Origin of the sequence: Streptomyces hirsutus, from assembly GCF_001418415.1 — a bacterium.
GTDB classification, from domain to species: domain Bacteria; phylum Actinomycetota; class Actinomycetes; order Streptomycetales; family Streptomycetaceae; genus Streptomyces; species Streptomyces hirsutus.
This window is the reverse complement of the sequence record NZ_LIQT01000120.1, coordinates 1-12,205: the sequence shown is the minus strand read 5'-3', so window position 1 is coordinate 12,205 and position 12,205 is coordinate 1. Positions and strand designations below refer to the sequence as shown.

Here is a 12,205-nt window from a genome sequence, read left to right as displayed (position 1 = left end):
CCGCTCCTCGGGGTCCTTCGCCAACAACCGTACGATCAAAGGACCGAGCGCACCGGCCTGCTTCGGCTCGGGCGTGTCCTCGGCGGTGATCGCGGCGAGCGTGGACTCCGGCGTCGTACGGCGGAACGGGGACCGGCCCTCGACCGCGGCGTACAGCAGAACGCCGAGGGACCACAGGTCGGAGGCGGGGCCCGCGATGCGGCCGGACGTCCGCTCGGGGGCGACGAACTCCAGCGATCCGACGAACTCCCCACTGACCGTGTGGGGTTCCTCGCCCTGGACGTGGGCGATGCCGAAGTCCGTGAGGACGACGCGCCGGTGCGGTCCGAGCAGGACGTTGGCGGGCTTCACATCGCGGTGCACGATGCCGACGGCGTGGGCGGCTCGCAGCGCGCCAAGGACGGCGAGGCCGATCCGGGCAGCCTCGGCGGGCGGCAGCGGACCGCGGTCGAGCAGTTCGTGCAGCGACTCGCCGCGGACCAACTCCATGACGATCCAGGGAAGTCCGTTGGTGCCGTCCCGTCCCTCCGGCTCCTTGACCCCGTCGTCCTCCACCACGACGTCGTGGAGGACGACCGCGGCGGGATGGTCGACGCGGGCGGCGGCACGGGCCTCGCGGTGCAGCCGGTGGGCGGCCCGCCGATGCCTCTCGTCCCCCGGATGACCCGGTAACCGCGGCTGTTTCACGGCGACTTCACGCTGGACGAGTTCGTCGAGCGCCCGCCAGACGGTGCCCGTGCAGCCGGACCCGATCCGCTCGATCAGTCGGTAGCGACCGCCGACCAGGCGACCCCGGGCACCCGTCGCGCCACCGTCGTTGCTCATCCCCCATCAGTACCGTGCGAGGCGCCGCGTTGTCGACGCGGTGCCCGTACCGGGCGCGGCACAGGCCCGCCTCGCCCGGATCAGAGCTTGTCGACGTCCAGGTTGGCGATCACGGTCTCCGCCACTTCGCGCCCGCGCTCCGTGAAGTCACCCTTGCCCGGGTAGCTGACGGTGAGCTTGTACATGTCCTCGTCGGACGTCATGTAGTAGAAGATCCGCATTTCGCGGGGACGGGGGTTCTGGCTGTCGTTCGTCTTGTAGACGACGGTGTTCTCCGCCGCCTTCTTCCCCTGGTACGTGAGGTCCGGCTTCGGCTTCGTCACCGGGCCCTCCGGCATGTCGAGGGCGTAACTGCCGCTCTCCTTGAAGCTCTTGTTGTCGTCGTACATCTCGGCATCGGCGGAGGCCTCGATGTCGTTGCTGGTGTCCTCGGCCTTCCGGTCCAGCGTCAGACCGATCCAGATGCTGCCGCTGTGGTCCGTGTATCTGACCCAGTGCTCATCGCTCCCGCCCAAGGACTTCTCCGGGTCGGGAACAGTGCGCTGGTAGTCCTTCGGCACCGACACGGACGCCGCGACGTCCTTCTCCTTGTGGGTCTTCCAGTCGTCCGGCAGTGGCCCCGCGAACGGGTCCGCGATCACCAGGTACGCGGTCACCACTCCGGCGACGACCGCCGCGCCCAGTCCGCCCAGCGTCTTGTAGCCGATCCGGATGCCCTTGCCTCCGGATCCCGTACCGGAACCGGAACCGGCACCGGTGCCGAGGCCCGGGGCGTGGACGATCTGCGTGGGCTGGGACTCGGGCGGGTTCGCGACGGCGTCCAGCAGCGCGCGCACCCGGGCGGCGTTCGGACGGTGCGCCGGGTCCTTCTGCAGCAGGCCCGTGATGACCTCGGCCAGCGGACCCTGCGCAACGGCGGGCGGCGCGGGCACGGCGTTGAGGACGGACTGGAGTGTCGCGGGCGTGTTGCTGCGCCGGAACGGCGAGACGCCCTCCGTGGCCGCGTACAGCACGACACCGAGGGACCACAGGTCGGAGGCGGGTCCGGGACGCTGGCCCAGCACCCGCTCGGGCGCGATGTACTCGGGCGAGCCCACGAAGCCGCCGGTGTCGGTCAGGTTGGTCTCGCCCTCGATCTGGGCGATGCCGAAGTCGGTGAGGACGACCCGGTCGTGCCGGCCGAGCAGTACGTTGTCCGGTTTCACGTCCCGGTGCAGGATGCCGGCCGCGTGCGCGGCCTCCAGCGCGCCGAGCACCTCCAGGCCGACCCTGGCCGCCTCGCGCGCGGAGAGGGTGCCCTCCTCCTGCAGTACGGCGCCCAGGGAACGGCCCTGGACCAGCTCCATCACGATCCACGGCCGCCCGTCCACGACCGCGACGTCATGGACGTTGACCACCGCGGGGTGATCGAGCCGGGCCGCCGCACGGGCCTCGCGGCGCATGCGCTCGAACGCGTTGGCGCGTTCGCGTTCGGGAAGGTGGTCCGGGACGCGGGGCTCCTTGACGGCAACCTCGCGGTCCACCGTCTCGTCCGCCGCCCGCCACACCGTGCCCATACCGCCGTGCCCGAGCTTGGAAAGCAGTCGGTAACGACCGGCGATGAGCCGGCCGACGCCGGGGTCGTCCTGCGACGACTGGGGCTGCGACGGCTCATGGCGGGACGGCTGCGCCGGTGCCGGCGAAGGCGCCGGCACCGGCGACCGGAGCGGCGCCTGCTGGTGCGGTTGCGGCTGCTGCTGGGACTGCTGCGGAACCACCTGGGTGGGCGCCGCGTAAGGGTTGCCCGGATGCGGCACGGACGCAGGCGGGTTCGGGTTCGGGTTCGGCGGTTGCAGACCAAAACTCGTTGGCTCGTCGGCCGCGCCGTGGCGGGCTCCCCCGTTGCTGCTCATGCTCCATCCATATCGCGCCGACCCCTCGCGGAGCCACAGCGGGTGCCCTCCGGTCACAGACCCGTGACTCCGTCCACGGCTTATCTACCTTTTATACGGCTACGCGCCGGACGAAGTCGTGCCGGACGCCACAGACCTCGGAAGCGGCACCACGGCGGAGGAAGCCGGAGAAAACGGAGAAGCCGCAGAAGTTGCAGAGGCGGAAGAGGCGGGAGAAGCGGACGGACCCGCCGTACGGGAGGGGTCGGCCGTGAGGAACGGACCGTCCGTACCGTCGGTACGGGACGGGCGGGGCTCCGGTGGCCGAGGCTCGGGAGTCAGCGGCCCGGTGCTCGAGGGCGTACCGCCCCCGCCGCTCCCGTCACCGTCGCGCTCCAGAAGCAGGACCGTCGCGGACACCCCGGCGCCCACCAGCGCGGCAACGGCCAGCGCGGCAACGAGCACACTCCTCGTGGGCCGCCCCGGCGAGCGCACCACGGTGACGGCAAGGCCGTCGGGGGTGCGCCCCCACTCGGCCGCCCCTCCCCGCTCCGGGAGCGGCCGACGCGTCCGGCCCCGCCCGCGCGCCGGGTATCCCGACGGCAGGTATCCGAGCGGCGGAGACTCCGGCGTGCGGCCCGTCTCGAGGAAGAACCGCAGCATCCCCTCGGCACGGTCCGCGTCCAGCCGCCGGTCGGGGTCCCGCTCCAGCAGGCCGCGTACAACGGGCAGAATCGGCCCGGCCTGCAGGGGCGGCCGGATCTCGTCGACCACGACCGCGTGCACGATCCCGCCGATCGAGTCCCGGCGGAACGGCGACTCGCCACTGAGCGCTGTGCACAGCAGCGCGCCCAGCGACCACAGATCGGACTCGGGTCCGGTCCTGGCCCCGGACATCCGCTCGGGGGCGGTGTACTCGGGCGAGCCGACGAAGGAGCCGGACTCGGTGAGCGTGGTGGCGCCCGCGACCTGGGCGATACCGAAGTCGGTGAGGACGACCCGGTCGGTGCCGCACTCGAGCAGCACGTTCGCGGGTTTGAGATCGCGGTGCAGGACGCCCGCCGCGTGGGCGGCGCGCAGCGCGCCGAGCAGGTCGATGCCGATGCGCGCGGCCTCCACCGCGTCGACCGGTCCCCGGGTGGCGATACGGTCGGCGAGCGAACCGCCGTCGATCAGCTCCAGCACGATGTACGGGCGTTCGCCGTCCTCGACGACATCGTGGACGACGATGATGTGCGGATGACTCAACTGGGCGAGCGCCCGCGCCTCCCGCAGGGTGCGGTCCCGCTGCCGCCGTGCCGCCGCCGCGGAGAGCGTTTCGTCCAAGGCGAGTTCCTTGACCGCGACGCCACGCCCGAGCAGTTGGTCCGTCGCCCGCCACACCACACTCATGCCGCCGCGCCCGAGCCTCGCCTCCAGGCGATAACGGCCCGCGATGACACGGGCGTTGTGCCGTGCGGGCCCGCTTCCGGGCTCCCCCTCGGTCACCATGGGCTCATCATGCCCCACCGGATGTCATCCCTCCGGTAGGCCTATTCGGCCAAGCGCCGCCGCCGCGGAACCGGACAGCCGGATTCCCCCGGGGACCGAGGCCTGTCCTAGCGGGGTTCCCGCCACCCCTGCAGGACCGTTTCGAACTGCTTGCTCGTGGTGGCCCAGTCCTCGGCCGGGGACGCCATGTAGATCGCGTACTCGACTCCGTCACGGGAGAGGTACATCTGGTCGACGGCCTGGTACGGCCCCGGGAACTCCGTGTCCTTCGCCAGCGCGGTCCAGGTGTACTCCAGCCGCGCGCTCTCGCGGTCACGGTAGACGCGGCGTTCCAGACCCATCTGCCGGTAGTCGACCAGCCGCTGCCCTATCTGCTGGTCCAGATCGCTCAGGTGCTCGTACGGGTCGTCGAAGTCGGGGGAGTCGTCGGCGGCGATACGGATGAAGCTCCTGCCTCCGTCGGGCGTGTAGTCGACCTGGCGCGTCTCCTCGTCGAAGACGACCCGCTCCCAGTCGTCGCCGGGCAGGACGATGCTGAAGCCGAACGGGTCGTCACGGCGCACCCAGCCCGCCGGAAGCCCACCCGTCTGCGTGCTGTCGTCCGCACCGGTCTTCTCGGGCGTGGGCGTCGGCGTCGGCTTCGGCTTGTCGAAGGGCGACGCCGAGCTGCTGCTGTCCTGTGTCCTGCCGTCGCCCCTTGGTATGAGCAGCATCGCGGTCCCTCCGCCGACGAGCGCGGCCAGGACCACGACCAGGGCGATCAGACCCACTCGCCCGAGCCGCCGCGGCCCGGCGGGGGTGACGCCCCCGGAAGGCGACTGGACGGCCGTGAGACCGGAGCCCCCGCCTCCCGGCAGACCAGAAGTCGCACCGGGCGCACCGGGCGTAACAGGGTTACCAGGAGGGGCGCCGGACGCACCGGGCTCAGGTTCGGCCTCTGTGCCGGCCGCCGGTGGAAAGTACGACGGAGGTGGCACGGCACCCGTACCGGCACCCGCTCCTGGCCCGTACGCCGTCGATCCCGACGGCCATGGCGACGGCGACGGTGGCGGTGGCGCCGACGGCATCCGGGTGCCGTCGGCCTGCGTCATCACGTATCTCTGCGCCGAGGCGGGCCGCCGCCCCTCCGCCGCTTCGGCGAGCATCTGCTCGACCGCCTCCGCGTCAGGCCGTGTGGCCGGATCCTTGCGCAGCAGCGCGCTGATGACGGGCGCGAGCGGGCCGGCGTACGGCGGCTCGTCGGCCTCCTCCTCCACGACCGCCTGCATGGTGGTCAGCGGAGACGTCCGGCGGAACGGCGATCTGCCCTCCACCGCCGTGTACAGCGTCGCGCCGAGCGCCCAGAGGTCCGAGGCGGGGCCGGGATCCAGGCCGCGGATCCGCTCGGGTGCCAGGTAGTCGACCGAGCCGACGACCTCTCCGGTACGGGTGATCCCCGTGTCGCCCTCGATCTGCGCGATGCCGAAGTCGGTGAGCAGCACGCGTCCGTCGCCGCCGAGGAGCACGTTGCCCGGCTTGACGTCGCGGTGCACCACCCCGGCGGCGTGCGCGGCGCGCAGCGCGCGCAGCACCCACAGGCCGATACGGGCCGCCTCGCGGGGCTCGACGCGCTCCCGCTCCTTGACGGCGTCGGCGAGCGAATGGCCTTCGACCAGCTCCATGACGATCCACGGCCGGCCGTCGTGCTCCAGCACGTCGTGCACGGTGACGACCGCGGAGTGGTTGATCCGTGCCGCCGCGCGTGCCTCGGCGCGGGTACGCGCCAGCATCATGGCCTGGTCCCCGTCGGAGACGTAGAGCGCGGCGGTCAACTCCTTGATGGCCACGGTCCGGTGCAGCACCTCATCGTGCGCGCGCCACACCCGGCCCATGCCACCGCTGCCGATGGCATCACCCAACCGGTAGCGACCCGCGACGAGCAGGCCCTGCATCTGATTCACCTTGCCCCGCAATGGTCTTGACAAGGCCAGGTTAGGTTTCCGGGGCCCGGCCTGGGAACAGCGGGCGGGCCATGGAAACCGCACTGTGATGGTTGCCACTGCGGGGATCCCGCGGCGACGGATGCGACAGCAGCGACTGCTGAGGCGTACGGAGCCGGGTCAGCCGGTGAACCGGTAGGTCTCCGAAGCCTGCTCGAACAGCCGGGTCACCTCGTCGCGTTCCCCCTCCGGGCCGCGCACCTGCAGCACGTGGTACCGGCCGTCGATCAGCGCCGCGAGGTTGCGGATGTACAGCTCGCCGCTGCCGCCGGTCCAGGTGAACTGGCCCTCCGCCATGGTTCGTCCGCCCACCTCGATGGTCTTCAGACCCGTGGAGGTGGCCCAGCTGGAGTCGCGGTACGGCTGGAGTTCGCGCTCGTCGTCCCGCTGATAGGCCATCGGGTCGTCTCCGTACTGCGCGGCGCTGTCCCGGCCGGGCACGACGATCAGCTCGAAGTCGCCACTGGAGTAGAGGACCTGACCGCTTCCGTTCTTCCCGGTGCGCTGCCAGCCCTTCGCCACGGCGACACGGAAGCCCTCCGGGTCCTCGCGCAGGGTGAAGCCCTTGGGGACGTCGGGATCGTCGGGGCCGGTGGTCTGCGTCTCGTCGGCCGTACCGGACTCCCCGGTACCGCCCTCCGGGCTCTTCGGATCCTGCGGCTCCGCCGAGGAGTCACCGGATCCCGGCGCGCCGCCCGCCTCCTGCGACGGAGACGCCTCACCGGTCGCCCGGGCCGCCCCCGCGCCCCCGGTCTCCTCACCGGCCTTCGGCATGAACATCACGGCGTACGCGATCGCCGCGGCCATGGCGAGCAGCACCAGCAGGAGCAGGGTGCGGCCCAGCCGGCGCGGGGATCCCGACTCCTGCTTGGCGCGCTTGTGCCGTCCGTGGTGCGCGGGCAGTCCGGCGCGGCGCCTGCGCACCAGCTCGCCGCGGCGGCGCACGATCGGCAGCCGGCTGGTGTCGACCGGCGGTGCCGCTATGACGTGCACGCCGGCTTCCGGCTCGGGCGCCGACCGCACCAGCGAACGCAGCCAGCCGCGCAGCTCCTCGAAGTCGAGCCGCTCGGTGGGGTCCTGGCGCAGGAGCGACTCCACGACCGGCCTGAGCGGCCCGCACTCCTCGGCGAACGCGGCGGGTTCGGCGCACACCATCTGCACCAGCTCGGCCGTCGACTCCTCCGGGTAGGGCGCGTGTCCCTGTACGGCCCGGAACAGAAGCGCGCCCAGCGCCCACAGGTCGGTCGCGGGGCCGATGGGTGCGGCCAGCTGCCAGTTCTCGTGCACGGGCCCGGCCTGCTCCGGTGCCCACCGCTCCGTCACGGGGCCGACGACGGCCATCCGCGCCTGGCGTGCCCGCTCGGCGGCCAACGCGGTGGCGGGGCCCCGGCGCGCGGGTGCGTGGGCCGTCGGCTCGTCCCAACGAGCGGCCGGGGCGGCTCCGCCGGGAGGCGCGGCCCCGGCCGGGCCTGTCACGCCGGTCGCGGGACCGAGCGCGGGTGCCGGTACCAACCCGCCGGGAGGCAGGGCGGTACGCCCCTGCCCGTCGGCCCCGCCGAAGCCACTGCCGCCCCCGTTCCCGCTTTCCCTGCTACTGCCACTGCCACTGCCACTGCCACTGGGCAACTGTGGGCTGTCGGTCACCGGTTCGGCGGCGGGGGCGCTGCGGGGTGTGGCGCCGTGCCAGCCGGTGGTCTCCACCCCGTACGGGTCGGCTATCAGCCCCGGTGGGACCGCACCGGTCCCGCTCCCGCCCGGGGCGCTCGACGAACCACGGGTGTGCGGTGCGAGGGCGGCCGGACCGTCGTCCCCGGTGGCGGAAGCGGCACCGGGCAGGGCGGTTCGGCCCAACCGCTGAGCCTCCTGCACCCGGGCAGCGGCACGGGCACCCGCCCGGTACGCGGCGATCGCCCCCGCGCGGGCGGCCCTTACGTCCCCGGCGCTGTCGGTGGCCTGCGAGGCCTCCGTGGCGGAGGCCCCACTGACCGGGTCCACCGCCCCGCCCCCGGGCAGCCGACCGGCCCGCGCCTCGATGGCGGCCCGCCGCACGGCATCAGGATTCGATTCGGGACCGGAACCATGGGCGGGACCGGTACCGAAACGGGGCGCGGGACCAGAACCGTGTGCGGGGCCGGGCGCGGGGTCGGCGGTGAAGCCGGGAGGCCACGACGGAGTGCGCCCCGGCGCCTGTGCCGGAATACCGGTTCCCGTGGGTGCCACGGGTCCCAAGGCTTCGGCCGCCGAACCCGCGCCCGCCCCCGCCGGGTTCGGAACAGCCGCACCCGAAACAGCCGCACCCGGAGAGGCGGTTTCCGGAAGGAACGTGTCAGGAGCAGGCACCGGGTCGTACCCACACAACGCCTCTTCCGCCGCGCCGACCGCGAGACCGGTCAGCATCACACGGCCGTCGTCGCAGACCAGCACCGTGCGCGGGGTGATGTTCCGGTGCACCCAGCCGTGGCCGTGCAGGACCCGCACGGCCATCAGAACGTCGGCGGCGACCTCGGCCGCCCGGTACGGGGTCAGCGGCCGCTCGGCCAGCAGCGCCGCCAGCGGCCGGGCGGACACCAGCTCGCTGACGATCCAGAGGGAACCGCCCTCCGCGAACACGTCGAAAACCTGGTCCAGCCGTGGATGGTCGGGAATGGCCGCCGCGGCCTGCGCGGCCTCGACCGCTCGCCGCACCACGGGGTCGGTGGGCCGCCGCGTGCCCGCACGGTCGGCCGTACGCCCGCCGCCCCGGCGGGCGCTTCCGTCACGCGCCGTGAAACCGTCGGGCAGCCCTTCCGCGTCGAGCACCTCGGCCTCGACGACCTCCGGCAACGGGACCTGCCTGACGAGGACTTCCTGCCCGCTGTAGGTGTCGAAGGCACGGGTCTCGGTCAGTTCGTACTCGTCGGAGGGCGGCAACGGCAGGCGGTAGCGGTCAGCGAGAACCCGCCCCGCGTATTCGTCCACTGCGCCTCCCCCGGCATTACGGTCGGTCAGGTCCGCTCGCCCAGCGGCCTGTTCCGGCTGCGTACGGTCTGCAAACACTCACGATACGTGCCGGAGGCAACCCGAAGAGAGGGGATGCCACATCTCACTCCCCAATCAGGCGGCCACTCATGCTCAGGACTTGGGTTCAAAGGACTGCGTCAGCGCCTGCCAGGTCTCCTTGCGCTGCTCACCGTCCCAGCCGTCGGCCTTCGCCGTGTACATCAGCGCATACCCGACCCGGCCGTCCACGACGAATCCCCGGTCGATGGTCCGGTACTTCGTACCGCCGTCCACGTAGGTGAACTCCCAGTCGGCGGTGTTCCACCCCCGGTAGTCCACCGCCTCTATTCGGACCCTCTTGTACTGCGAACGCACCATGTAGCGTTCCTGGTTCTTCCAGTCGGCCACCGGGTCGCCCTTCGGCGTGGACGTCCAGGCGATGAGCAGCTTCTGTGCGTCGGGCCCGGTGAACCGGTCCCCTGCCGTCCCCGTCGAGTCGTACTTCCAGCCCTCGGGCAGCCCGATCGTGTAGCCCTGGTTCCCTTCGTACGTCTCCGCCACCGGGGCGTCCCCGTCGGTCTCGGCCGAGTCGCCCGACCCGCTGTCGCCCGCCTTGGTGCCGGTGTCGGTCTCGCCGGATCCCGCTCCCGTGTCGTCGTCCTTCGGTTCGGTCGCCTCACCGTCGGTTCGGGTGCCGTCGTCCTCACCGGCCTCGGAGCCATCGTCCTTCTTGGTGTCGGCGCTGGGCGCCTGGCCTGAGGCCACCCGCTCCGCACCGCCCTTCGCCCCCGCGCCACCCTCGTCGTCATCGCCGCCGAGTGTCAGGGCGAGCACGGTACCGAGCACCGCGAGCACCACGACCACCGCGATGACGACCAACGTCCGCCGCGGCACCACATCGGTGAGCGACGCCTTCGGCGCGGACCGCGCCGGCAGGTCCGGCGGCGTCATCACGGGCCACCCCGCATCCCGGGCGCCCGACGCCGGGCCAGGCACCGCACCGGAGCCACGGGCCGTGACCGGGCCGCCCGGCCATGCCCCGCTCCCGGCTCCCGTTCCGGCCCGAGCCGTCGTCGGCACGGTGGACGGGGTCGCCGAGGTGGCCTTGCCTGCCGTCGAACCGGCGGCACCGCCGCCGGTCTTGGCGCGCGTCGCTGCCGCGGAACCGGCCGCCCCCGCCGCCCCTGCGGCCTTCCGCACGGAACGCATCGCGCCGCGCAGTTTCTCCCCGGGCTCCTCGCCGCCCCGCCTGCCCCTGCCCCGCCCACCGGGCTGCTCGGGCAGTGGCACGACCTTCGTCGCGTCCACCGGTTCCGACTCGGCGCCCTTGGTCTCGGGCGCGTTGATCACCGCGTTCAGCATGGCCCGCGAACCGGCGTCGTCGAGCCGCTGGGCCGGGTCCTTGACGAGCAGCCCGTAGATGACGTCCCTGAGCGGTCCCGCGTTCTTGGGCTCCTCGAGCGGCTCGGTCATCACCGCCGTGAGCGTCGCGATCGCGGACCCCTTGTCGTACGGCGGTGTGCCCTCCACCGCCGCGTACAGCAGGCCACCGAGCGACCACAGGTCGGCCGCCGGCCCCGGCTTGTGTCCGCGGGCCCGCTCCGGGGAGATGTACGAGGGGGCGCCGACCAGCATGCCGGTCGAGGTGATGGACGGGTCGCCCTCGACCTGGGCGATGCCGAAGTCGGTGAGCACGACCCGGCCGTCCTCGGCGATCAGCACGTTCGACGGCTTCACATCACGGTGCAGGATGCCCTCACGGTGCGCGGAACGCAGCACGTCGAGCACCGCGAGCCCGACCTCGGCAGCCCGCCGGGGCTCCAGCAGGCCGTCCTCCCGGATGGCCTCGGCGAGCGACTTGCCCTCGACGAGCTCCATCACGATCCAGGGCCGGTCGTCCTCCTGGACCACGTCGAAGACCGTCACGGCACTGTTGTTACGGATCCGCGCGATCGCCTTGGCCTCGCGCAGCGTCCGTGTGATCAGCCGCCGTTTCTCCTCCTCGTCGATGCTCGACGGGAAGCGAAGCTCCTTGACGGCGACGGTCCGTCCCAGGGTTTCGTCCTCGGCGCGCCACACCGTCCCCATGCCGCCACGGCCGAGCACATCCCCCAGCCGGTACCGCCCGGCGAGCAGACGTGCGCTCTCGTCCTGACGGGTTGTCCCCGCCCGCTCCGGCTCCGACATGCGTCCCCTCATGCAACCCGGCCTGACAGAGACTTCATTGTCCCTCACCCGACAAGTACTCAGCGCCCAGGGTGCCCCTGGCCGTTCCCCATACCCGGCGCACCCGAAACCCGGGGGAAGGAAGCTCTCCGCGGCCCTGCATGATGTCCCTCCGACAGGAGGGGGAACCGGATGCCGCCGCCCAGGACGCTCTTGACCATCGCCGTGTCCATGGTCCTGCTCTCCATGGCGCCGCCGGTCTCCTCGGCTCTGTCGGCCCCTCCCCCGGACGCGCTCCTTCCGCTGCTGGTCACACAGGGTGGAGCCCCGGCGGCGGCCCTGCTGGCCGTGGACGAATCCGGCCCGCGTCAGGCCCTCGCCGGCGAGGGCCTGAGCTGGGCCGACCACTTCCGTGCCGGCAGCATCACGAAGACGTTCATCGCGACGCTCGTACTGCAACTGGTGGACGAGCACCGCCTGTCACTGTCCGACACCGTGGAAAAACATCTTCCGAAACTGGTACGAGGAGAGGGCAACGACGGCCGCGCGCTGACCCTGCGTTCTCTGCTCAACCACACCAGCGGCCTCTACGACTTCGTCACGGACACCCGTGGCACGGTCCCCGTCACTCCCCATCAGGCACTGCGTATCGCACTCACCCACTCTCCGGCCGCCCTCGGCCGTTTCTCCTACTCGAACACCAACTACGTCCTGCTCGGCCTGGTCGTCGCACAAGTCACCGGTCACTCGTACGCCACCGAGGCCGAACGGCGCATCATCGCTCCGCTGCGGCTGACAGGAACCTCCTTCCCCGGTGCCCGCTCCTCCCTGCCCTCTCCGCACGGCCGCGCCTACGCCGCCGACGGAACCGATGTCACCGAACTCGACCCGCGG

General features: G+C 72.3%; 7 protein-coding genes. 1 reads left to right on the top strand and 6 read right to left on the bottom strand.

Annotation, left to right across the window (positions count from 1 at the left end):
* The 6 genes from AOK11_RS09890 to AOK11_RS09865 form a co-directional block, all read right to left on the bottom strand.
* The coding region (locus AOK11_RS09890; RefSeq protein WP_157869315.1) for a serine/threonine-protein kinase at positions 1–825 on the bottom strand (825 nt) is incomplete at its 3' end.
* Positions 826–905: 80 nt separating this feature from the next.
* The gene (locus AOK11_RS09885; protein ID WP_055593287.1) at positions 906–2,717 is read right to left on the bottom strand and encodes a serine/threonine-protein kinase; all 1,812 of its coding nucleotides are present in this window, start codon (positions 2,715–2,717) and stop codon (positions 906–908) included.
* A 99-nt stretch (positions 2,718–2,816) separates the two neighbouring features.
* Positions 2,817–4,187, bottom strand: coding sequence for a serine/threonine-protein kinase (locus tag AOK11_RS09880; protein ID WP_079034744.1), 1,371 nt, complete (start codon positions 4,185–4,187; stop codon positions 2,817–2,819).
* Positions 4,188–4,294: 107 nt separating this feature from the next.
* On the bottom strand, positions 4,295–6,118 hold the full coding sequence (locus AOK11_RS09875; RefSeq protein ID WP_055593286.1) for a serine/threonine-protein kinase: 1,824 nt from the start codon (positions 6,116–6,118) through the stop codon (positions 4,295–4,297).
* 168 nt (positions 6,119–6,286) lie between these two features.
* Positions 6,287–9,124 (bottom strand): protein kinase, encoded by a 2,838-nt coding sequence (locus tag AOK11_RS09870; protein ID WP_055593285.1) that lies wholly within the window; start codon positions 9,122–9,124, stop codon positions 6,287–6,289.
* A 153-nt stretch (positions 9,125–9,277) separates the two neighbouring features.
* Positions 9,278–11,332 (bottom strand): serine/threonine-protein kinase, encoded by a 2,055-nt coding sequence (locus AOK11_RS09865; RefSeq protein ID WP_055593284.1) that lies wholly within the window; start codon positions 11,330–11,332, stop codon positions 9,278–9,280.
* Positions 11,333–11,503: 171 nt separating this feature from the next.
* Between AOK11_RS09865 and AOK11_RS09860 the strand changes: the two genes are divergently transcribed.
* On the top strand, positions 11,504–12,205 hold a 702-nt coding region (locus AOK11_RS09860; protein WP_055593288.1), incomplete at its 3' end, for a serine hydrolase domain-containing protein.

Bases quoted from the DNA above. Each gene is read 5' to 3' on its own strand.
- AOK11_RS09880 (WP_079034744.1), bottom strand. From the start codon at position 4,187: ATGGTGACCGAGGGGGAGCCCGGAAGCGGGCCCGCACGGCACAACGCC.
- AOK11_RS09865 (WP_055593284.1), bottom strand. From the start codon at position 11,332: ATGTCGGAGCCGGAGCGGGCGGGGACAACCCGTCAGGACGAGAGCGCA.
- AOK11_RS09885 (WP_055593287.1), bottom strand. From the start codon at position 2,717: ATGAGCAGCAACGGGGGAGCCCGCCACGGCGCGGCCGACGAGCCAACG.
- AOK11_RS09875 (WP_055593286.1), bottom strand. From the start codon at position 6,118: ATGCAGGGCCTGCTCGTCGCGGGTCGCTACCGGTTGGGTGATGCCATC.